Below are 21,812 nucleotides of genomic sequence, written 5' to 3'. Positions count from 1 at the left end.
GTGTTGGGATTAAAAAAAGGCGCTGATTAGCGCCTTTTTTATTGGATTTGGCTCGCTCACTTAAGGCGTCGGGCTACTAAGCCAAACACCGCCAAACCAAACAAGGCAATGCTGCCAGGCTCAGGCACCGAGAACTTAATGTTGTCGATAGCACCAGAACCGTTTAGGTGAATACGCAAAGAACTCACTTCGGCCACATCAAAGTTCAATCTATCCCAAGTATTATCACCGCCGGTATGCGGGGTGTAAAAATCAGCAGGGAAAATCTCGTTATTTTGAGCATCAAACAAGTGAATGGCGTTTTGTGGCGTATAACCATTTTCGGCAAGTTCAATATCAAAAAAGTCGATGCTTTCTAACAATACCGCGCTAGAGAAATTAATGGTGAAGTAACCAGCAGGGCGGCGACCTTCATCATCTGGGTTGCTACAAATAAAGTCATTACATGAGTTTGGATTCTCATGAATAATCAGCACATTACCAGGGTTAGCAATACCTAAAGAAGGCTGATTAATATTGCTAAAAGGTGATTCTAAATCTGGATCTTGGGTATTGATTAAGCTGGTATCAAAAGCGACAGCCAAATTGTTTTGCCCCAAACGTAGGTTGGTGGCATCAATGCTCACGCCATGGCTTAGCTGGTATTGGCCATTAACTATTTCGCCGTTAGCGAGTTCATTAAAATCAATAATAGTGGCATGGCTAACAAACGATAACAGTAAGCCACTAAGGGTGGATAAAACTTGCTTGCGGTTCAATTCGATCTTCCTTGATGTAAATGGTTCGACCAGTGATAGGCAAGTACTATACCAAAATTGCTCAGCCCTTAGCCAGTATGACTTCATCTATTGATTTAACTAATATTAAATATCGATTGTAAAGTAGGCTGACAGAAAGTTAAGCGGCTAGTGGACGGTGGGGTAGATGTTTATGCTTAAGTCTGGCATGGCGATCTTTATGCCATTCATTTGAAAGAAGAGTGGTCTGGGTTTGTCATTTTTGTACAGTAGGAATATGCAATTTCACTTTTGATTTAATTGTTACTTTCGGCCTTAGTCCGCTGATTAATATCAATATAAATGGTAGTCTTCTTAGTTATGAACAGAGAATGATCAGGTTTTTTATGCATACTTAACGTGCACTCGAACAGTGCTTAAGTAGCGTCGATAGTATAGTAACCTGTCATCACTATCTTCCCTGTGGCTCTAGTTCAGCAAGAAGCAAGGATTATGCGAGTGCTATTTATATTTCAAAGTGAGTCAGGAAATGGATAACCAAACAAAGGCTTTGAGCGAAAAGTTAGCCACTTTGGAAGTTGAGTTTAGTCGAAGGGTTGGTGCGTTAGAAAAACGCATTGATTATTTGGAAGGCAAAAGAGCGTGGTCAAAGGATGCTGAATTAAATGAGCAAACGAATGCCATTGAGCGCATCGAGAACCAAAAGCAAAATCAGTCGGCTAAAGAGCCAGTTTCTACCTTAAATGCGAATGCTTTAAATATCGAACATGTTCAAGCTTCTCTCGTTGTAGCTGAATCGCCAATGCCGCCAGTTCAAGATAAAACCAAAGAAACGACAAATTCCTCGAACTTGGAAACCAGCAGCTTAGCGGCGGAAGTCGGCAAGCAAGGTTTATTCGCCATACTTGCACCATTGCTAGCGCCTCTATTTGGGCCTGTTGCTTCATTAACCTCATCACTCTCTAGGCTATATAGGCATTATCAACAGCAAGGTAAAGCACCCGTCTTCTTTATGACGGCGACGGGTATCTTGGCTTTAGTATTAGGTTTTGCTTATCTATTACAATATTCATTTAACGAATACTTTGGCCCTACCGGTAAGGTACTTTTAGGTTTTGTTACTTCTATTGCTGTTACTGCTGGTGGTGTGAGGCTGAGTAAAACCAACAAAGAAATGTCGGAATATGGTTCAAGCATTATCGCATTAGGGCTTATTTTAAGTTTTCTTTGTGCTTATTTTGCTGGCCCATATTATGAATTATTGCCGGCAGTGGCGGGGTTCTTTTTATTGGCAGCGGTCACAGCTGTTGCCTGTATTTTGGCATTGCTGTTTGAAACAAGGGTGGTTGCAGTTGTTGCGTTGCTAGGTGGCGCTACCATGCCTATCGTTATGGGGCATGTTGATCAAGCTCCAGCGCTTTACCTTTGTTACCTTCTGCTGTTATCCGTTTCCATGCTGTACTTATCGCAAAGAATTCAATGGCCACAATTAGCTTACATTTGTATGGGCTTAGGCGCTGCAATGATCGAATTTTCAATTTCTAATAAAGCGCAAACGTTTACCGAGTCGTATGGCCTTATTGCGGTCATTCATGGTTTTTTCTATGCCTTTAGTTACTATGCTTTACAGGGCTTGAATCGCCGTTTAGTGATAAACAAAGCTCGCTTAATAATTTTAAGCTCCAATGTGATCTTCTACCTCTTTATTTGTCAGCAACTCATTCTAAGTAGTGAATTTATGGCTACTTTATTGTTATTCAATGTATTGCCTTGGATAGCGCTATTTCTGTTCCAGAGCAAGCTATTTGGATATTCACCAAATAGTGAAGAATATCGAGCTGTTCAGGCTATTGCTTTATTGCACGCAGGATTGTTAGCCGGTGTTGGAATATTAATTTTGAGTTCGCCTGAGCTGATAGGATTAATTTGGTGTATTGAAGCTCTAATGTTGATTTATTTGGGCTGCCGGTTTCAGTTTGTGGCAGTACGCATAGAAGGGTATATCACCTTAGTTGTATCGATTGGAGCAATGGCTAGCCAAGTCGTTTTCTGGGTAGGTCGCTCCATCGAACCGTCGGTGAATTTATTGGCGCTTAATATGGACATTGGATGGGCTAACCTTTTGGCTCTCACCGTCTTAATTTATAGCACCGTTGTATTGCTTAAACGAGAGCAGAACGAGCTGACAGAAAAAGAATCCACTCTTATTTTAATTGCTGAAAATTTCATGTCAGTTTGCTTGTCAGTGAGCTTCTTACTGACTATCGGTATTTTTTCAGCCCAAGCCATGTGGCTGTTTGCTATCGTGCCCATGTTTTATTTAATTAAGCGTTCAGAATCCAAAGGTTTGGCATTAACCGAGTTATTTGGCTTAGGGCATTTTACATTGCTGTTGGTACCCATGGCCATTAGTGCTCATGAGGTAGGAAATTTTCATTTTTCAGAGCAAAGTACTTTTGGTCAAATCGCGAGAGTAGAAATATTCCTGAGTTTATGGGGATTAGCTGAGTTTTATAAACGATATTATCCAGAGAGTTCACTTTTTGGGTTCACCGAGTGTTTAAGAAAGCTGTTCTACTGCTTAATACCTGTGTTGTTTTTACCAAAAGTACTGCGTCAATACGGAGACTATTTCCCACTCGCTTTATGGGGATCTAGTGGTATTGCATTGTTTCTATACAGCCGTTTAAAGTTCGTTTTGTTAAAAATAGAGTTATATGTATTGGTGGCTTGTGCAACAGTTACCACCCTGGTCGCTTGCGTATTGTCTAACTTTAATTTCTGGCACGGTAATGCGGTGGCAGCCTTACTTGCGGGTTTAGTATTGTTTATTGTTATTGGATGGTTAGGGCAGGCACTTCGCTCAGTACCTATTGGTTCACCGGATAAACGTTTGCTCAACAAAGTGCTGAAACCACTCAGCACTGTTGCGGTTTATTATTTTGGATTGGCTATTTTTATCGTGTTGTATCCGCTTACCGGAAACGTTGAACTATCGCTACTCGCAATGATGATTTATTTTACCGGGTTCTCTTTGTATCAACCAATAATGCCACCTGCACGTTCAAACTTAGTGGCGCTGCATATCGTAATATTTCTGCTGTTCTCGATGATAACAATTAGTCATGTATTGTTAGTATGGCCTATTCAGTTGGGGCGCTCACATAACCTTTGGTTAGCGCTAATTAATGGTATTGCCGCTCTCTGTTCATACTTTTTCGTGTATAGATGTACATCTCAGAATAAAATTGTTTGGAAAAAAACCGGGGGAAGGTTACTAAATACTTGGATATTCAACTTACTCACCATTGGCGTATACGTGGCATTACTGTCGCAGTTGTTTGATGACATGTTAGGGCCTGCTATTTCATTTCTGTTGGTTGTTCATGCCACGATAATTCTATTCCAAACTATTAACCCAAAGCTGAAAAAGCTTATTTGGTTGTCAGCGGTTTTGTACTCCTCCGCTGCCTTAAAAGTATTGATTTGGGATATGCATGATTTTTCACTCATTCAAAAAATCATTGTCTTTATGCTGATCGGTATTTGTATGCTAGGCGCCGCGTTTAAGTTTCAAAAAATAGTGGCTAAGAATCATCAACCTGCTTTTTAGCCTAGTAGTACATTTAGTAGAATCGCATACCAAGCACGAGGACCGAGTGATACATGGTTTAGAAGTGATTATACCAGGGAGGAATTACCCATACATATTGATCTATTTTCTCAGTGTTTCAGCTTTATTGGATGAAACGTCATAGTTCGCTTTGAGTGTGGTGATTTTAGTAAGGTTCTTAATCTACTTAAGTGTCGACTCTCCGATATTGAGAAGTTTACAGTCATAAAGAGTGCCTTAATAAGTCTGTTTCATTTATCCGATGAAGCCTTTTAACGCCACCAACAAAACCGCCGATTGTTTATCAAAGCTAGATCGGCGAAAATACCTGCCAATTACGATTAACTAAACGCTGGGTGATTGTGCTGTTTCGGCCATTATTGCCACTTTGCTGCATCCTTGCGTTGCCAAATTAGAAGAATCAACTCGATGTCTAACGCCTCACTCTTGCAAGATATTGCCAGCAGAAGAACCTTTGCGATTATCTCTCACCCGGATGCGGGTAAAACCACCATTACTGAAAAAGTACTGTTGTTCGGAAACGCCATCCAAAAAGCCGGCACTGTTAAAGGCCGTGGTAATGCTACCCATGCAAAATCAGACTGGATGGAAATGGAGAAAGAGCGTGGCATCTCGGTAACGACCTCAGTGATGCAGTTCCCGTTTAACGATTGCATGGTAAACCTGTTAGATACACCGGGACACGAAGACTTCTCGGAAGATACCTACCGCACATTAACCGCCGTTGATTCTTGTTTGATGGTGATTGACGCCGCCAAAGGTGTAGAAGACCGTACCCGTAAGCTAATGGAAGTGACACGTTTACGTGATACTCCCATCGTGACTTTTATGAATAAATTGGACCGCGACATTCGTGACCCAATGGAAGTGATGGACGAAGTTGAAAGCGAGCTAAACATACTTTGTGCGCCAATTACGTGGCCGATTGGCTGCGGTAAATTGTTTAAAGGTGTTTACCATTTGCTTAAAGACGAAGTGATTCTTTACCAAACTGGTCATGGTCATACCATTCAAGAGCAGAGAATTATTAAGGGCCTAGATAACCCAGAAGTAGAAGCTGCTATTGGCGACGAGCTAACCGAGCAACTTCGTGAAGAGTTAGAGCTGGTTATGGGGGCATCTAACGAGTTTGACCAAGAGCTATTTTTAAGTGGCGAACTCACGCCGGTGTATTTTGGTACCGCATTGGGTAACTTTGGTGTAGACCATATGTTAGAAGGTCTAACTAACTGGGCGCCTGCGCCTAAACCGCGTGCTACCGATATTGGCGAAGTAAGCGCTACAGACGATAGTTTCTCAGGCTTTGTCTTTAAAATTCAAGCTAACATGGACCCTAAACACCGTGACCGTATCGCGTTTATGCGTATCGTATCGGGTGAATACAACAAGGGCATGAAAATGCGCCATGTTCGTTTAGGTAAAGATGTTAGCATTTCTGATGCTGTTACCTTTATGGCGGGTGACCGTTCGGCTGCCGAGCAAGCGATTGCTGGTGATATTATTGGTTTGCATAACCACGGAACTATTCAAATTGGTGATACCTTCACTCAAGGTCAGGCCATGAAGTTTACCGGCATTCCAAACTTTGCCCCTGAGATGTTCCGCCGTATTCGCCTAAAAGATCCTTTGAAGCAAAAGCAATTGCTTAAGGGTTTGATTCAGTTGTCTGAAGAGGGCGCGGTGCAGTTATTCCGCCCTATGCGTAACAATGATTTAATCGTTGGAGCGGTAGGTGTGTTGCAGTTTGATGTGGTTGTGCATCGCCTGCGTACTGAATACAAGGTAGAAGCGGTATACGAAGGTATTAGCATTGCCACTGCGCGTTGGTGTGGCGGTAACGATACTAAGAAGTTTGAAGAGTTTAAAAAGAAAGCACACGACAACCTAGCCTTAGATGGCGGCGATAACTTAACTTATTTAGCCCCCACTATGGTTAACCTAAACTTAGCGACAGAGCGTTACCCAGACGTTAAGTTTATGCAGACTCGCGAGCACTAAATTTGTTGGCAGCGAGCTGCAAGGTTCGCCGCTTTTAGCCGGAGATAGATTATGTTTAACAGAATTTGGCGTAAAATGTCTCAATACCTAGCTGCTTACGACAAGTGGCTAGCGGCCAATGGATTAGATAAACCCTGCCGCAGTTGTATCCCTCGCGAACATACTAAACCTGAGCAAGATTAATATGGCTTGGTTTGATACCCATTGTCACCTTGATTTCCCTCCCTTTAAAGATGATTTAACTGCACATCTAGAAACTTTTGTTCAAGCGAATGTCAGCCATTGTATGGTGCCTGCAGTTGCCCCTAATAATTGGCAAACGGTGTTAGATTTAAGTGTTATTCCTTCGCTATTTGTAGCCTTGGGCTATCACCCGTGTTTTCTAAATGAACAAGCCTTAACACAGCATCCTGATGCCTTGTTAGGCGAGCTAAATAGCTTGCAGACCTTAGTTAAACAAGCGGGTGATAAAGTACAAGCGTGGGGCGAATGCGGCTTAGACGGACGGTTCTCGGATACTATGGCTCACCAAGAGTTTGCTTTTGATTGGCAAATACAGGCAGCCCAGCAACAACAGTTACCACTACTGATCCATTCGGTGCGTTTACACGACCGAGTGGCACAGTTGCTAAAGCAGCAACAATTCAGCCAAGGCGGCATTATTCATGGCTTTAGTGGCAGCTACGAGCAGGCTAGTCGTTTTGTGGATTTAGGGTTTAAAATTGGCGTGGGTGGCACCATCACATGGCCACGTTCAGAAAAAACCCGTAAGGCTTTAAAGCGGCTGCCGCTTGATGCTCTCGTATTAGAAACTGACGCCCCCGATATGCCGCTATTTGAGATGAAACAAGCTCACAATACTCCGCTTAATTTATCTATTATCTTTGAACAATTAATTGCGTTGCGTAGCGAACCGGCAGAGCAGTTAGAGCAAGCGTTGTGGGATAACAGCCTTCAGGCTCTGCATCTACCACTGTAACCCTTCTGCAGGTTGTTTAGCTCGCTCTTAGAGCGAGCACGAAGCTACTGCAGCTCAATACTCCATCAAGTTAATCAAGGGCAGACTTTAGGCTTTAAACTTATCAATATGGTCTGCATTCACCGCGGCTACTGCGGCAGTAACTAAGGCGGTTCCACTTAAGGGGGAATCGCTGCAACCCAAGCGCATGGCGGGTGTTTGCCCGTTATCGTCACAAATTACATAGTTAAATAGTGCTCGGTTTATCTCAAATAGCGCATCTACCGAGCTGGCGCTTTTTAGCTGCTTGGACATGTTTTGTTCAAGATGCTCAAAGAACAAATGGCAGGCTAGCGGCCTGGGCAATTCGATAGGTGCTGGCACTTGTTGGCCGGAAGTAATGCCACAAAAAGCGCCAAAGTCAGCAGGAAACCAGCGGTCATTCCACCAACCTACTTTGTTACCAGCAGAACCCATATCAGATTGGGTACGAGGGTGGCGGTAAATGTAATATACCTCAGCCGTTTTATGTTTTATCTCGTCTACACAGCTCATTAACGCAGCCCCACGAATACTACTTTCGTGCTCAATATAGTGATGGCAGCTGTCGCTTTGTTGGGTAAAACCGAACAGCAACTGGAAATGTGCATAGGCGCATACCGAAGGTTGAATAATTTGAGTACCGCGCAAATGCGAGGTGGGTCCATAGTGTAAATCTTCAAAATGATAGCGATTCAAAGTGAGCTGATAACGGCGTTTTAACGCGTCCACGATAGGGCTATCGCTAAGACTTGGCAGCATGGTGGAAGCTTGCTGTTGATAGTACACAGAGTTGTTGAGCTGCAATTGAGTTTGATTATGAGTATGCAGCAAGACATAGCCAGATTCCGCTTCGCTAGAACAAAGTGCCCATACGCGCTTTTGTTCAGAAAACTCGTGCACATTACTCTCGGTGTGTATCGCAATAAATTTGCGTGTTAGCACCGCGGTCTCTTGCTGGCGTGAATAAAAGCGTAAGCAGTGAAACAGCCGCTGTAATAATTGGTAGTAAATTTTTGGTGCAATGCTTAACTGCTGCATAATCTTTTGCGGGCTGTGGCCTAAACTCAAAAAATTAAATAGTCGGCATAGTTGCTCGGTGCCTTTAACGTGAACTTGAGTAAAAACACTTTGGCATTGGCGGCATTGGTAGCGCTGGCTATTCGCCCCTGTTTTACCGTAGCGCTTAACTCCAGCGGTGGGGCCTAAGAAAAAGCCCGGTTCACAATGGTTACAGCCGCAAGGGGCTTTGCTTAAATGTAATTTGGCGCGCTCTTCTACAATTAAATTCACGCTATGGCTGTCTACCAAAGGGGGGTAACTGCCACACGCTTTGCAATGCAGAGCAGGGTAGCCAAGCTGATGACTTTCGGCTAAATAGTCTGAGCTCTCGGTTAAACCAAAATTAGGGCAGCGACAGTTCTTACAGCAGTTAAACTGTTGTCTAAAGGTCACTTTTTCCTCATTCTTGCTCACCATAACATCAACCACTCAACGCTCCCTTTCAACACATTTAGTAACTAACCTCATTTTGACTAATCTTTGACTATTATCCCGTGATGCACCTCACGATTTTTAACAACTTAGAAACTTAAACTGCTTCCCATGAACTGAGGGAAAAAACAGCAATAGCGCTGTGTCTTGTGTTAGTTCCTCTGTATTTAAAGGACGAAAAAAATGTACGAAGTTATTATTGCTCTAATTACTGGCGCTGTTGTTGGCATAGTATTTAGTGCTATTAAGTTGCCTTTACCGGCTCCTCCGGTGTTGTCGGGCATTATTGGTATTTTGGGTATTTATTTGGGCGGTATGGCCTACCAAAATGTACTAGAGCGTTTTTTTTCGTAACAAATTCGTTAAACATTCGGGTTAAGTGCTTGGGAAATAAATTAGAAATTTCCTATAGTTTGCTTAACAAGATTGTGAATAGTCAGGCATCTTAGGGAAATTGTGAAAAATCATCAACACATTTGGTTAACAAGTTGATGGCAAGCGCTCAGAAGTGGATTAGATTTGATCTAGTTATCATTTGGGCTAAAAACCCAAGGTATGATCGCCGGCAGTAGAAGTCATTACACCTCGGTCGGCACTATAGGTAGTTACCTGAACAGATACCTGAGTGTAATGGAATACTAAATAAACGCGTTGTAGATGGCTTCTTTTGCATGTGGCAAGAAGATGGAAGCGATGTGAGTTTCACTAAAAAAGACAATTAAACAATAGGGACACGTATGAACAGTACAGTAATGAGCTTGGTTGGCGTACTTGCGCTGCTAGGGATAGCATTCTTGCTCTCCGACAACAAAAAACGAATTAACAAACGTACCGTACTTGGAGCTTTTGCTATCCAAGCTGGTTTTGGTGCATTTGTACTTTACCTTCCATTTGGCCAAGACGTGCTTGCTGCTGTTTCTGGTGGTGTTCAATCGGTTATTGATAGCGCGCAAGCGGGTATCAACTTTTTGTTTGGTGGCTTAGGCACTAACGCAATGTTTTCTAACGGTGTTGGCTTTGTATTCGCGATTCGCGTATTGCCAATCATCGTGTTCTTCTCATCACTCATTGCAGTGCTTTACTACTTAGGCATTATGCAGAAGATCATTTTGGTTATTGGTGGTGCACTGCAAAAAGCGCTTGGTACAAGTCGCCCAGAGTCAATGTCTGCGACAGCAAACATCTTTGTTGGCCAAACTGAAGCGCCAATTGTGGTTAAGCCTTTCATTCCTAAAATGAGCGAGTCTGAATTATTCGCCATTATGGTAGGTGGTTTAGCCTCTGTTGCGGGTTCGGTTTTAGCCGGTTATGCAGGTTTAGGTGTGGAGCTTAAGTACCTTATTGCCGCTTCATTTATGGCAGCGCCGGGTGGCTTATTAATGGCCAAGATTATCAAGCCTGAAACCAATGCTTCAGAGCAAGATATGGACGCTACTTTAGCTGAAGAAGATCGCCCTGCAAACGTAATTGACGCTGCAGCAAGCGGTGCATCAACGGGTTTGCACCTTGCCCTTAACGTAGGTGCAATGCTACTTGCCTTTATTGGTTTGATTGCTTTGCTAAACGGTATGGTTGGCGGCATTGGCGGTTGGTTTGGTGTTGAAGGCCTAACCATTGAACTTATCCTTGGTTACATCTTCGCACCGGTTGCGTGGATTATTGGTGTGCCATGGGCTGAAGCCGTTCAAGCGGGTAGCTTTATTGGTCAAAAGCTAGTTGTTAACGAATTTGTTGCTTACATTAACTTTGTTGAAATCCGTGAAACACTATCTGAGCATACCCAAGTAATTATTACTTTTGCGCTATGTGGTTTCGCTAACCTTTCATCAATTGCAATTTTACTAGGTGGCTTAGGTAGCATGGCGCCAACACGCCGTTCTGACATTGCTCGCTTAGGTCTTAAAGCTGTAGCGGCTGCATCATTAGCTAACTTAATGAGTGCTGCACTTGCTGGTTTCTTCTTCAGCCTGCTATAAGCTAATAAGGCTTCTCGGCAACCTGTCGAGAAGCCTCTAATTCAGCTCAATCGATTGCTGCTCTGGCAATCGGTTTAATCTTAAAATTTTGAGGAATAATTATGTCTCAGTCTCTTACTGCTGTGGCGCGTCAAGCCCTTTCTTTAATGGACCTTACCACGCTAAATGATGATGATACTCGCGAAAGCGTAGCGGCATTGTGTGCTCAAGCTAAATCAGCTGAAGGCCAAGTGGCGGCAATTTGTATTTATCCTCGATTCATTCCTTTCGCCCGTAAAGTGCTAGCCGAACACGGCGCTAGTGAGGTGAAAATTGCTACCGTAACCAACTTCCCGCTGGGCGAAGATGACGTTGCGCTAGCTGTTGCAGAAACCAAAGCAGCAGTAGCCTACGGAGCAGACGAAGTAGATGTAGTGTTCCCATGGCGCGCACTAATGGCTGGCAACGAAGAGGTAGGTTTTGAGCTGGTTAAGCAGTGTAAAGCAGCCTGCGGCCAGATTAAATTAAAGGTAATTATTGAAAGTGGCGAGTTAAAAACGCCAGCCCTGATCGCTAAAGCTAGTGAGTTGTCGATTAAAGCCGGTGCTGATTTCATCAAAACCTCTACCGGTAAAGTGCCTGTAAACGCCACCCCAGAGGCGGCTGAAATTATGCTTAAGGCGATTGCCGAGTTTAATCCTGCCTGTGGCTTCAAAGCGGCTGGTGGCGTAAAAAGTGCCGAACAAGCTAAAGTTTACCTAGATATTGCCACTAACGCGCTAGGTAACGATTGGTTGGGCGAGGCTCACTTCCGTTTTGGCGCATCAAGCTTATTAGCAGCGCTTCAAGCCACCATTTCTGGTGACGAAAACGCGCAAGCAGGCGCGGGTTACTAAGGTTTAGCTTTTCTAAGGAATGCTTATGTTGTTACCTCAAGAAATCATTCGACGTAAACGCGATGGCAATGCGCTATCGCTAGAAGAAATCCAATTCATGGTGGATGGCATTACTAATGGCCAACTGAGTGATAGCCAAATTGGCGCATTTGCCATGGCGGTGTACTTCAACAGTATGAATGGCAGTGAATCCACAGCCTTAACCTGCGCCATGCGAGATTCTGGTCAGGTACTCAATTGGGATCACCTTAATTTGCCTGGTCCAGTGGTAGATAAACATTCTACTGGCGGTGTTGGGGATTTAACGTCGTTGATCTTGGGGCCAATGGTGGCTGCTTGTGGTGGGCACGTGCCGATGATTTCGGGACGCGGTTTGGGCCACACTGGCGGTACCTTAGACAAGTTAGAGGCGATCCCTGGGTATTCCATTAGCCCAAGTTCGCAACAATTTGAAAGCATTGTAAAAGACGTAGGCATTGCCATTATCGGCCAAACCGGTGAATTGGCGCCGGCCGATAAGCGCCTTTATGGCATTCGCGATGTGACGGCGACGGTGGAGTCTATTCCACTGATCACGGCCTCGATTTTAAGTAAAAAGTTAGCCTCTGGCTTACAAGCTTTAGTCATGGATGTAAAAGTGGGCAGCGGGGCATTCATGCCCGATTTCGCCCAATCTAAAGCCTTGGCTGAAAGCATTGTTGAAGTGTCTAACGCTGCTGGTGTGAAATGCTGCGCTTTACTCACCGACATGAATCAGCCTTTGGCACCAAGTGCCGGTAATGCGGTCGAAATAGTAGAGACTTTACGTTACTTAAAAGGTGACACGTCTGCGCATCGCCTACATCAAGTAACGACTGCATTAGCCGCAGAAATGTTGCTATCAAGTGGCCTAGCCAACAGTAAGCAACAAGCGGAGCAAAAGTTGGCCGACAGTATTAGCTCGGGCGCAGCCCTAGAGCGTTTTGCCAAAATGGTCAGTGCCTTAGGCGGGCCAACTGACTTTGTAGAACGCAGTGATCACTACTTGCCACAAGCTAAAGTGATTAAGCCGGTATTGGCAAAACACAGTGGCATGATTAAACAACTCGATTGCCGTGAGTTAGGCATGGCAGTGGTGGGTTTAGGTGGTGGCAGAAGTGTGCCCGGTGCTGCGATTGATCACAGTGTTGGCATTAGCGAACTCGTAGAATTAGGTGACTTGGTAGATAAAGGCCAAAACCTTCTGATGCTACATGCTGATGATGAAGACGCTTGGCAAGCCGCCGCAAAACAAATTCAACAGGCCATCAAACTTGATGAGCCTAGTGCAGTGCAGGCCGATGTAAACCCTGTTTATCAGCGTATTGGTCCGCAGTAAGGAGATCCTATGAAACGTGCAATTATTTTAATGCTGGATTCTTTTGGTATTGGTGCCAGCGACGACGCCGACAAGTTTGGTGATGTGGGCGCAAATACGATGCTGCACATTGCCGAGCAATGTGCTTTAGGCAAAGCGGATGTTGGTCGCTCTGGCCCGTTAAACATTCCTAACTTAAACCGTTTAGGTTTAGGTAAAGCCTGTGGCGAAAGTGGCGGGGTATTCCCTCCTGGCCTAGATGCCGAAGTAACACCGATTGGCCACTATGGCTATGCAGCTGAAATGTCGAGTGGTAAAGACACTCCAAGTGGCCATTGGGAAATTGCTGGCGTACCTGTGTTATTTGACTGGGGCTACTTTAGCGACTTAGAAAACAGCTTCCCGCAAAGCTTATTAGATGAGTTAGTTGAGCGTGCTGATCTGCCGGGTTACTTAGGTAATTGTCATGCATCGGGCACCGAAGTGTTAGAACGCTTGGGCGAAGAGCACATGGCCACAGGTAAGCCGATCTTTTACACCTCGGCAGACAGCGTATTCCAAATTGCCGCTCACGAAGAAACCTTTGGTGTCGAGCGTTTGCTTATGTTGTGTGAGTTAGCCCGAGAGTTGGTAGACAAATACAATATTGGTCGAGTGATTGCGCGGCCATTTGTGGGCGCGAATGCCCAAGAATTTGCCCGCACGGGTAATCGCCGAGATTTATCGGTACTGCCGCCAGCACCTACCTTGTTAGACCGCATGGCAGATGCCGGTGGAGAGGTGGTAAGCATTGGTAAAATTGCCGATATTTACGCTCAACAAGGCATCACTCGCAAGGTAAAAGCCACAGGTTTAGAAGGCCTATTTGACTTAACTTTGAGTGAAATGGATCGCCAAGTTGATAACAGTATTATCTTCACTAACTTTGTCGATTTTGATTCGTCGTACGGCCACCGTCGCGATGTTGCAGGTTACGCAGCGGCCTTAGAGTACTTTGATAAACGCTTGCCTGAGCTACTGGCCCAGTTAAGTGATGACGACATTGTGATCCTTACTGCTGATCATGGCTGTGACCCTACTTGGCCGGGCAGCGATCATACTCGTGAACATATCCCAGTGATTTTTTATGGTAAAAACTTAGGCGCAAAAAATGTTGGTAAGCGCGATACCTTTGCTGACATTGGACAAACCATTGCCGATTACATGAAATTGCCAGCCTTAGAATATGGCAGCAGTTTTTTACAAAAATAATAACTGAGGGTGGTCGCTAATCTGCCGCCACCTCGAACTAACTTTATTTAGGAGTTTATATGGCTACCCCACATATCAATGCTAACCCTGGTGATTTCGCAGAAACGGTTTTAATGCCTGGCGATCCGCTGCGTGCTAAACACATTGCTGAAACCTTTTTGGAAGACGTTGTAGAAGTAACCGGTGTGCGTAACATGCTTGGTTATACGGGCACCTACAAAGGCAAACGTGTTTCTGTAATGGGTTCTGGCATGGGTATTCCAAGCTGTTCTATTTACGCTCACGAGCTATACACTCAGTACGGTGTTGAAAACATTATCCGCGTAGGCAGTGCCGGTGCAGTCAGTAACGACATTCAGTTGCGTGATGTGGTTATTGCCATGGGCGCGTGTACCGATTCAAAAGTAAACCGTAGCCGCTTTAAAGGCCATGACTTTGCAGCTATTGCTAACTACGAGCTATTACGTGCAGCTGTAGACAGTGCTAAAGCACAAGGCATTGATGCAAAAGTAGGTAACATTTTCTCTGCAGATTTATTCTATTCACCAGAACCAGATATGTTCGATGTGATGGAAAAACATAATGTATATGCAGTAGAAATGGAAGCGGCTGGTCTTTATGGCGTAGCGGCTGAATGCGGTAAAGCGGCTTTATGTGTTGTGACTATTTCAGACCATATTCGCAGTGGTGAGCAAACTACCGCTGAAGAGCGTCAAACCACATTTAACGAGATGATTACCCTAACCCTTGAGTCTTTACTTTAGCCTTTAGCGGTATCACTTCTAGCGGCAATGTCCGCTAGAAGTTTCTTCGCTTTCTTCGCTTCTTTACGTTGGGCGCGTTTGTTTATATTAAACAAAGTGGCCAAATGGCGTTTCCTCGACAATACCCGCGTTAACAAAAATCCAATGCTAATCGACATCAAAAACATTATCATGATTTTTGATTGGCCATTAGTGATGTAAGTATTTGCTTCGGCCAGTAAGGTTGTATGCTCTAGAGTTATTCGTAAAAAACCTAAGGTTTCTCCTTTTTCTCCACGAACTTCAGCAATATAAGGGCGCCTGCCTAAACCTTCTAACGGTAAATGGCTATTGCCTGCCAAAGGCAGCAATTGCGAGAGCGGTAAGGCCAGATGAGAAGCGGCTAAGCGAAGCCCTTGATGGTCATAGATGGTGGCATCTTTTACAAAATGTTCTTTGACTAAAGAGTTCACCAACTCCGTTAAATCTTGTTGATTATCTTCTTCGATGTAGCCTGCTGCATTTAACGCGGCTAAAGAGGTTAACGAGCGCGCCAGTTTTTCGGTTTGGTTTTCGATTAACTGTTCACCGCTGTGTTTTAAATCAACGTAGTAATAAAGTACCCAAACACAACATACAATGGCTAACACCAATTGAGTGAATTGAATAATTCGATAGCGTCTAACTGCAGATTTGGCCACACGAACCTCTTTTTTATGCTTAAAGCCATTGTAGGTGCTTGCCAAACCAAAAAGCAATACGCTATCTTGATGCGCCGCAATTTTTAGAAACAAGGATCTCGTTTTGCAATCACCACATAGTCTTGAAAGCTTACCGCAGTCATTAAGTCAGTGGTCTTTGGCCCTAAAGCAATTTCCATATCGGGTATGTCCTGATGAAGGGCTCTTAGAAACCAGTGGTGCACTGACTGGTGCGTATATTTTGGTATGGGCAAAAGAATTGTTGATTCCAGACTTTGCCGTTTTGCGTCCACTGGTCGACGATTCTACCGCGTTAAACTTCTGCGGCGTAATGCCGGAAGCGGGAAATATTTGCGTATTGTTGCAAAGTGAAGCTGATACTCAGTGGTGTAAAGAAAAACTCGCGGGTATTGAGTTTAACTTTGATTTGGCTGTGCTAGATAGTCTGCCAGATCTTAGTCAGCCAGGGGTGGTGTTGATGGACATGGATTCCACCACCATTCAAATTGAATGTATTGATGAAATAGCTGTTTTAGCCAACATCGGCGAGCAAGTGAGCGCGGTAACTGCCGCCGCTATGCGTGGAGAGTTAGACTTTGAGCAAAGCTTACGTAGCCGCGTAGCACTGCTGAAAGATGCGCCTCAAAGTATTCTCAAGCAAGTTGCCGATAACATGCCGTTAATGCCGGGCTTAAAATGTTTGATAGAGACAATTCATGATGCTGGCTGGAAGGTGGCGATAGCCTCAGGTGGCTTCACCTATTTTGCCGAGCGCTTACAGCAAGATTTAGGTTTTGATCATGTACAAGCCAATGTACTAGAAATAGAAAATGACACGCTGACTGGCGAGGTATTAGGCCCGGTGGTGGATGCCCAAGCCAAGGCCGATATTCTATTACAACTTAAGCAGCAGTATGCCGCTCAGCAAACAATGGCGATTGGTGACGGAGCTAATGACCTTAAGATGTTGGCAGCGGCTGATTTTGGGGTTGCGATTCATGCTAAACCTTTGGTACAGCAACAAGCACAACTTACCATTAAACACAGTGATTTAGACGGCGCAGTATGTATTTTACGCGCCGCTAAAATGTTAGCTGCTTAGTTTGAGCTGTTGAGGTGCAGCGCTTAAGTTAAAGCGCTGCATCAGTTCTTCGGTGACATCGGTCACTTCAATCACTCCCGCCACACTCCATAGCTCATCTTCTAGTTGTTTAGCGCGATGAATTGCGTAATGGCTAATGTAGTCTAGTTCGCGTTGAATATACTCTGTATCTGGGCGACCTACTCGAGACAATTGTAAACAAAAAGCATTGACTTGGCCTCGACTTAAACTCAAGTTAACAAACTCTCGTAACTGCGCTACCGAAGTAAAATTGTCGCTACAACGCACCGACAACAGCTTGCTGTTGTCTTTAGTACTCACCGTGATCACTTCAATACGCTCAGGGTTGTCACTGGGCGTATGGCTACGTAATTGGGTGGCGAGGAAAGATGCTAAGTTTTCGCTGGCAAGGAACTTGGTTAAATCTGCCTGATGCGAACTGCTATCAATATTCAACCAATTATCACTGGCCTGTGGAATAGAGCCGTAAGTCACGCAACCTACATCAAGTGCGCCCGGTACTTTGTGAATAAACATCGCTCGGCAAAATAGTGGTGCGCATACTATTTGGCGTAGCGCGTCAGACAAACCGGCGATGGTTTTGCCTTCTGGCAGCATTGGCAGTTTGTCTAAGTTGTTATCGATGAGCTGTTTGAAAAAACTTACACCTTGGTGCGAGTGTCCCTTCACTTCAATCACTTTCAAGTTGTATATGGTGTGGCTGTTATTGCAATTCGTTACTTCGTAAGCCAAGTGCTTAAGCTCAAAGCTTTTCACCAGTTTTTGAAACTGCGGCAGGGCAATGTGTACGGTATCGCCAACGGTATAATCCAGCGGTGTCTCGACTTCAATCTTCATTCCGCTGATTGAAAAATCGCTAATCCAACCTGATTCATTATCACCATGATGTTCAACCTCTACTAATGAGCGGTATTTGTAGCGATTCTCTTTGCGTAGCTGCAGATACTTATAGTTTACCTGCTCAAAGTGCTTGCTGGGCTGTTTGCTTTGATTAAACAGCGCAAGTTTATTGGGGTTGCCGTCAAGCGGGTAGGCTAATTGGTAGCTTTGCTCAATATGTAAGTTGGTAACGTCGCTTAACAAACCTACCATGCTTAGGTTTCCTAAGGCTTTAGCTACACGCTCACGCTCAATTTGCGAGTCCTTTTTAGGAAGAGGGGAGCTTACCTCGGCATCGCTGGCCTGAGCCGGGTGATACTGAAACTTGAATACTTTCCAGCTGGGTTTGCGACAGCCAAAAGCAAAATATAATTCTCGAAGTTCTGGGTGCTCGGCCAGTTCCTCACTAGAGGCAGAATAGAAAAATAACTTGTTGTTGGCAGTGTGAGTAAAGCAATAAATTAAGCTTTCCCCTTGGCCCTGCTGCTGATAACGCATCATTCTTGGCGGGTGAAACAACTGCGACAAATGGCTGTTATTGGTTTCATCTCGCCAATAAGACAGCAGTTCTAAATTATTTTGTGTGGCTAACACATAGTTGAGTTGCGCGGGTGTTTCACCAGAAAAATACAACGGCACACTGCTTAAGCGCGGCATTAAATATTGCTCATAACCTTTAGTGATAACCGCTGCAGTGATGTTATCTACATCTACTTTATAGCGCCCACGATAAGAGCGTAAAAAGTTTTTGAAGAAGTTATTAAACTCCTCCCCTGGATCGACCACAATTAAGCGTACCCATTGCTGGCTACCTTTACGGTCGATGCCTACTACTTGGTATTCCGTGCCAGCGCTCAGCACGCGATTAACAAATTCTTTTTCTAAGCCGCTAAAGTAAATGAAGTAATGCTCGCCAACGACAAACTCTCGCTGCGAGTCGACCTTAGCTCTAAGTCCCGAAACTGACATGTTTGAAGTACGAGCATCAAACAATACGCCGTTTACGCCTGCCATTTTTAATGGCGCGGTAAGGTGCATGCGCTCTTCACTGCGCCCGATGTAATGGCCTAAACGTACTGCGCGAGCGACGATATTTTTGGGGCGACGGGCGGCCGCTTCTTGTGGGCTGATATTGTTCTTCTGCATTACCTTGAAGTTATTCTCGGTAGTTTGCAGTTTTTCAAATATGCCTAAGGTGTACTGGTTGTTATAGAGTTTGAGCTGCTGTTTAAAGACTTTAATGGCAATGTCGTCTAGATAGTGTGTTTTACCTTGATAGTGAAACTCTTTACATTCGCCATCTACTTTAGTTCTAAGATCAACCAAGCGTTGGCAAGGAGCCGATAAGCGGTTCATTTCCATTTTTAATAAGAAGCGTTCATTATTAGACAGCTCTTGGGTGGCGCGACTAAATACTTGGTTAAAGTCACTGCTTCCCATTAGTGGTAATAAACGTTCAATTATTGCGTAGTGCTTGGTGTCCGCCATATTGCTGGGTATTATTCCTTAAACGGTTGTTTTGCTGTCAAAACTCTGTCTCAGTCTTTACAATCTTAGATAATAAGCAAAGATTGTGCCTTGTGACTCGGCTAAGGCAAGCATTATTAACAGTATTTTAGCATTATGTGACCGCCCGGAGTGAAAATGGCAAAAGTGAAAACGGCCTATGTGTGTAACGACTGCGGAGCCGATTTCCCTCGTTGGCAGGGGCAATGTGGAGAGTGTAAAGCCTGGAATACCATTAGCGAAGTACGCTTAAGTGCGGCGCCAGCGCGTAACGACCGTTTTACCGGCTACGCTGGTAACGCCACTGGTAAGGTGCAAACGCTTGAGAGTATCGATTTAGCCGAACTGCCGCGATTTTCTACCGGTTTTACTGAGTTTGATCGCGTGCTGGGGAGCGGTGTAGTGCCGGGCAGCGCTATTTTAATTGGCGGAAGCCCTGGCGCGGGTAAAAGTACCTTGTTGCTGCAAACCATGTGTGGCTTAGCGCAAACCATGGATACCTTGTACGTTACGGGTGAAGAATCTTTGCAGCAAATTGCCTTGCGTGCTCAGCGTTTAGGCCTGCCTAAAGACAAACTAAAACTGTTAGCCGAAACCAGTGTTGAGCAAATTGGCCAAGTTGCTTTGGAAGTTAAACCAAAGATGATGGTGATTGACTCGATTCAGGTGATGCACATGGCTGATATTCAGTCGGCACCGGGGGGTGTAAGCCAAGTTCGCGAAAGTGCCGCTTGGTTAACGCGCTTTGCCAAGCAGCACAATATTGCCATGTTTATGGTGGGGCACGTAACTAAAGACGGATCGCTGGCAGGCCCTAAAGTATTAGAGCACTGTATTGATTGCTCGATTATGCTGGAAGGGGATGCCGACGGCCGTTTTCGCACCTTACGTGGCAACAAAAACCGCTTTGGCGCAATTAACGAGCTCGGCGTGTTTGCCATGACAGAGCAAGGTATGCGTGAAGTGTCGAACCCATCGGCGATATTCTTATCGCGTGGCCAAGAAGCCGCACCTGGCTCGGTGGTAATGGTGGTGTGGGAAGGTACACGCCCCTTATTAGTCGAAATTCAAGCCTTGGTAGATTACAGCCAAATGGCCAATCCTAGGCGCGTTGCTGTAGGCCTAGAGCAAAACCGTTTAGCCATGCTGCTTGCGGTAATGCATCGCCATGCCGGGGTGCAAATGTCTGACCAAGATGTATTCACCAATGTTGTAGGCGGAGTACGAGTAGCTGAAACAGGGGCTGATTTAGCGCTATTGGTTGCTATGGTATCGAGCTTTAGAAATCAAGTATTACCGCAAGATTTAGTGGTATTTGGTGAAGTAGGATTATCGGGAGAGATTCGCCCGGTGAGTAATGGGCAAGAGCGTTTAAACGAAGCATCTAAACATGGTTTTAAACGAGCGATTGTGCCTTTAGGCAATCGGCCAAAACAGCCGATTGCAGGTTTAGAAGTGATAGCGGTAAGTAAACTCGCAGAGGCGCTAGAAGCGGTTTAGTCTTGTTGCTGCTTTTGATCAATCAAGTGCTCTAACTCGCGATGCAGTAAATCGTCGTCACCTAAATTTAATTCGATTAGGCGCTTGAGGTGGCTGGCACTTTCAATGTCAATGTGAACACAGCGCAAACCAAGTTGCTGGTTACGTTCGTGTTTTACTTCAACATCCATAGTAATACTTAGCTCATCGATTGCTACATCACTTAAACTAAAGCTTAAGGTGAGTTGAGTAAGGGTGCTATCCCAGTCATTAGGCAAGGTGACTAATGCTCCTTGCAACGATAAATCCAACAGTTGGCATGACCAAGATTGCTCCCCATGATTCAAGTAAGCGGGGCGATCAAATAGAACTCGCAAAAATTGGCGGCGCTCGTGCATACTGGGTTTCCTATTTCTCTTATAATCTAAGCTTAAGCCTAGCTTAATTACGGCAAAGTTGCAGCTAAGCCATCGCTATTTAACGTAAACTTAAGTTAACTGATTATTGAGCCCGCAAGACAACAATAAAGCGCTGCTTTTTAAGGGCTTATTGTGAAACGCTGCTAACGAACAATAAACGTCGATAGCAGAGTATTGATTCGCCTAATTGGGCGCTCGCAATATGTGTCTAAATGAATGGAGTTGATAAAACGAGTGTTAATGAGATGAGGCCATGGATTAAAAGAGCCCTGTTGCTAATGGCAGCAAGTTTTTTGATTGCGGCCAAACCCAACTTGGGAGGTTTTAAACCCGAACAAGTATGCCAAGCTGCAATCGCTAGTTTGCAAGGCGTTAAGCCTCACTTGGTTCGCCAGTACCGGCGTAACGGTGACACTATGCAGCTTCGTTTGAGCCAAGGTGGCAACACGCACAGCTTTTATTGTGAACTGCAAGCCGACAATGTGCTGTGGCGGCGATCTGCAGATAGTGTGTGGCAGCAAAGTCCCAGTGTAGGTTTCGCTTATAACTCTAGCGGTAAAAAGCTGGTGATTAAACACACTTTAGGTTCGGCTCAGCTAGCAGAGTTTAGCTTTCGTGGTGAAGATTTTTAAACCAACCTCCAATCTGCTCGCTGTAACACTAG

General features: G+C 44.7%; 18 protein-coding genes. 13 read left to right on the top strand and 5 right to left on the bottom strand.

The features are described 5' to 3' along the window. Positions 1–56: 56 nt before the first annotated feature. Positions 57–758, bottom strand: a complete 702-nt coding sequence (locus tag ACLD71_RS00940) for a PEP-CTERM sorting domain-containing protein (RefSeq protein ID WP_137674233.1) — start codon at positions 756–758, stop codon at positions 57–59. 508 nt (positions 759–1,266) lie between these two features. Between ACLD71_RS00940 and ACLD71_RS00935 the strand changes: the two genes are divergently transcribed. From ACLD71_RS00935 to ACLD71_RS00920, 4 genes are all read left to right on the top strand, one after another. Beyond that, positions 1,267–4,350, top strand: a complete 3,084-nt coding sequence (locus ACLD71_RS00935; protein ID WP_411992452.1) for a DUF2339 domain-containing protein — start codon at positions 1,267–1,269, stop codon at positions 4,348–4,350. A 429-nt stretch (positions 4,351–4,779) separates the two neighbouring features. Beyond that, the gene (prfC, locus tag ACLD71_RS00930) at positions 4,780–6,369 is read left to right on the top strand and encodes a peptide chain release factor 3 (protein WP_137674232.1); all 1,590 of its coding nucleotides are present in this window, start codon (positions 4,780–4,782) and stop codon (positions 6,367–6,369) included. 51 nt (positions 6,370–6,420) lie between these two features. Further along, positions 6,421–6,552 (top strand): hypothetical protein, encoded by a 132-nt coding sequence (locus ACLD71_RS00925; protein WP_255437904.1) that lies wholly within the window; start codon positions 6,421–6,423, stop codon positions 6,550–6,552. 1 nt (position 6,553) lies between these two features. Next, complete coding sequence (locus ACLD71_RS00920) at positions 6,554–7,348, top strand: TatD family hydrolase (RefSeq protein ID WP_411992450.1); 795 nt, start codon at positions 6,554–6,556, stop codon at positions 7,346–7,348. A gap of 87 nt (positions 7,349–7,435) precedes the next feature. Here the strand turns inward: ACLD71_RS00920 and ACLD71_RS00915 are convergent, their stop codons facing one another. Next, positions 7,436–8,857, bottom strand: a complete 1,422-nt coding sequence (locus ACLD71_RS00915) for a hypothetical protein (protein ID WP_411992449.1) — start codon at positions 8,855–8,857, stop codon at positions 7,436–7,438. 186 nt (positions 8,858–9,043) lie between these two features. Between ACLD71_RS00915 and ACLD71_RS00910 the strand changes: the two genes are divergently transcribed. The 6 genes from ACLD71_RS00910 to deoD all read left to right on the top strand — a co-directional run bounded on the left by ACLD71_RS00910 (position 9,044) and on the right by deoD (position 15,062). Further along, complete coding sequence (locus tag ACLD71_RS00910; RefSeq protein WP_137674229.1) at positions 9,044–9,214, top strand: XapX domain-containing protein; 171 nt, start codon at positions 9,044–9,046, stop codon at positions 9,212–9,214. A gap of 383 nt (positions 9,215–9,597) precedes the next feature. Further along, positions 9,598–10,836, top strand: a complete 1,239-nt coding sequence (locus ACLD71_RS00905; protein ID WP_137674228.1) for a NupC/NupG family nucleoside CNT transporter — start codon at positions 9,598–9,600, stop codon at positions 10,834–10,836. Positions 10,837–10,937: 101 nt separating this feature from the next. Further along, positions 10,938–11,711 (top strand): deoxyribose-phosphate aldolase, encoded by a 774-nt coding sequence (gene deoC / locus ACLD71_RS00900; protein WP_411992448.1) that lies wholly within the window; start codon positions 10,938–10,940, stop codon positions 11,709–11,711. Between the two features lie 25 nt (positions 11,712–11,736). Further along, positions 11,737–13,068, top strand: a complete 1,332-nt coding sequence (gene deoA / locus ACLD71_RS00895) for a thymidine phosphorylase (RefSeq protein ID WP_411992447.1) — start codon at positions 11,737–11,739, stop codon at positions 13,066–13,068. A gap of 9 nt (positions 13,069–13,077) precedes the next feature. Continuing rightward, positions 13,078–14,298 (top strand): phosphopentomutase, encoded by a 1,221-nt coding sequence (locus tag ACLD71_RS00890; protein ID WP_411992446.1) that lies wholly within the window; start codon positions 13,078–13,080, stop codon positions 14,296–14,298. Between the two features lie 59 nt (positions 14,299–14,357). Then, a complete protein-coding gene (gene deoD, locus ACLD71_RS00885) occupies positions 14,358–15,062 on the top strand; it encodes a purine-nucleoside phosphorylase (RefSeq protein ID WP_137674224.1) in 705 nt (234 codons plus the stop codon). Here the strand turns inward: deoD and ACLD71_RS00880 are convergent. Further along, a complete protein-coding gene (locus ACLD71_RS00880; RefSeq protein ID WP_137674223.1) occupies positions 15,059–15,835 on the bottom strand; it encodes a YtjB family periplasmic protein in 777 nt (258 codons plus the stop codon). The two genes, deoD and ACLD71_RS00880, sit on opposite strands and share 4 nt — an antisense overlap. Before the next feature lie 10 nt (positions 15,836–15,845). Here ACLD71_RS00880 and serB point away from each other — a divergent pair, with 10 nt between their 5' ends. Continuing rightward, positions 15,846–16,844 carry a phosphoserine phosphatase SerB gene (gene serB, locus ACLD71_RS00875; RefSeq protein WP_235836241.1) on the top strand — a complete coding sequence of 333 codons (999 nt, stop codon included), beginning with the start codon at positions 15,846–15,848 and terminating at the stop codon, positions 16,842–16,844. On the opposite strand, the gene ACLD71_RS00870 is transcribed toward serB, so the two are convergent. Then, positions 16,833–19,232 carry a PilZ domain-containing protein gene (locus tag ACLD71_RS00870; protein WP_411992445.1) on the bottom strand — a complete coding sequence of 800 codons (2,400 nt, stop codon included), beginning with the start codon at positions 19,230–19,232 and terminating at the stop codon, positions 16,833–16,835. The two genes, serB and ACLD71_RS00870, sit on opposite strands and share 12 nt — an antisense overlap. A 156-nt stretch (positions 19,233–19,388) precedes the next feature. Between ACLD71_RS00870 and radA the strand changes: the two genes are divergently transcribed. Beyond that, positions 19,389–20,750: a DNA repair protein RadA gene (radA, locus tag ACLD71_RS00865; RefSeq protein WP_411992444.1), complete on the top strand. Its 1,362-nt coding sequence runs from the start codon at positions 19,389–19,391 to the stop codon at positions 20,748–20,750. On the opposite strand, the gene ACLD71_RS00860 is transcribed toward radA, so the two are convergent. After that, positions 20,747–21,127, bottom strand: coding sequence for a PilZ domain-containing protein (locus ACLD71_RS00860; protein ID WP_137674220.1), 381 nt, complete (start codon positions 21,125–21,127; stop codon positions 20,747–20,749). The two genes, radA and ACLD71_RS00860, sit on opposite strands and share 4 nt — an antisense overlap. A gap of 299 nt (positions 21,128–21,426) precedes the next feature. Between ACLD71_RS00860 and ACLD71_RS00855 the strand changes: the two genes are divergently transcribed. Beyond that, positions 21,427–21,780, top strand: coding sequence for a hypothetical protein (locus ACLD71_RS00855; RefSeq protein WP_411992442.1), 354 nt, complete (start codon positions 21,427–21,429; stop codon positions 21,778–21,780). Positions 21,781–21,812: the final 32 nt, after the last annotated feature.

It is taken from the genome of Agarivorans sp. DSG3-1 (assembly GCF_046774965.1).
Taxonomy (GTDB): Bacteria; Pseudomonadota; Gammaproteobacteria; order Enterobacterales; family Celerinatantimonadaceae; genus Agarivorans.
Note: the sequence above shows the minus strand (reverse complement) of the source record. Positions and strands in the feature narration are given on the sequence as shown.

Bases quoted from the DNA above. Each gene is read 5' to 3' on its own strand.
- ACLD71_RS00890 (WP_411992446.1), top strand. From the start codon at position 13,078: ATGAAACGTGCAATTATTTTAATGCTGGATTCTTTTGGTATTGGTGCC.
- ACLD71_RS00860 (WP_137674220.1), bottom strand. From the start codon at position 21,127: ATGCACGAGCGCCGCCAATTTTTGCGAGTTCTATTTGATCGCCCCGCT.
- deoA (WP_411992447.1), top strand. From the start codon at position 11,737: ATGTTGTTACCTCAAGAAATCATTCGACGTAAACGCGATGGCAATGCG.
- radA (WP_411992444.1), top strand. From the start codon at position 19,389: ATGGCAAAAGTGAAAACGGCCTATGTGTGTAACGACTGCGGAGCCGAT.
- ACLD71_RS00910 (WP_137674229.1), top strand. From the start codon at position 9,044: ATGTACGAAGTTATTATTGCTCTAATTACTGGCGCTGTTGTTGGCATA.
- ACLD71_RS00935 (WP_411992452.1), top strand. From the start codon at position 1,267: ATGGATAACCAAACAAAGGCTTTGAGCGAAAAGTTAGCCACTTTGGAA.
- ACLD71_RS00870 (WP_411992445.1), bottom strand. From the start codon at position 19,232: ATGGCGGACACCAAGCACTACGCAATAATTGAACGTTTATTACCACTA.
- ACLD71_RS00855 (WP_411992442.1), top strand. From the start codon at position 21,427: ATGGCAGCAAGTTTTTTGATTGCGGCCAAACCCAACTTGGGAGGTTTT.
- ACLD71_RS00920 (WP_411992450.1), top strand. From the start codon at position 6,554: ATGGCTTGGTTTGATACCCATTGTCACCTTGATTTCCCTCCCTTTAAA.
- deoC (WP_411992448.1), top strand. From the start codon at position 10,938: ATGTCTCAGTCTCTTACTGCTGTGGCGCGTCAAGCCCTTTCTTTAATG.
- ACLD71_RS00925 (WP_255437904.1), top strand. From the start codon at position 6,421: ATGTTTAACAGAATTTGGCGTAAAATGTCTCAATACCTAGCTGCTTAC.
- deoD (WP_137674224.1), top strand. From the start codon at position 14,358: ATGGCTACCCCACATATCAATGCTAACCCTGGTGATTTCGCAGAAACG.
- ACLD71_RS00905 (WP_137674228.1), top strand. From the start codon at position 9,598: ATGAACAGTACAGTAATGAGCTTGGTTGGCGTACTTGCGCTGCTAGGG.
- prfC (WP_137674232.1), top strand. From the start codon at position 4,780: ATGTCTAACGCCTCACTCTTGCAAGATATTGCCAGCAGAAGAACCTTT.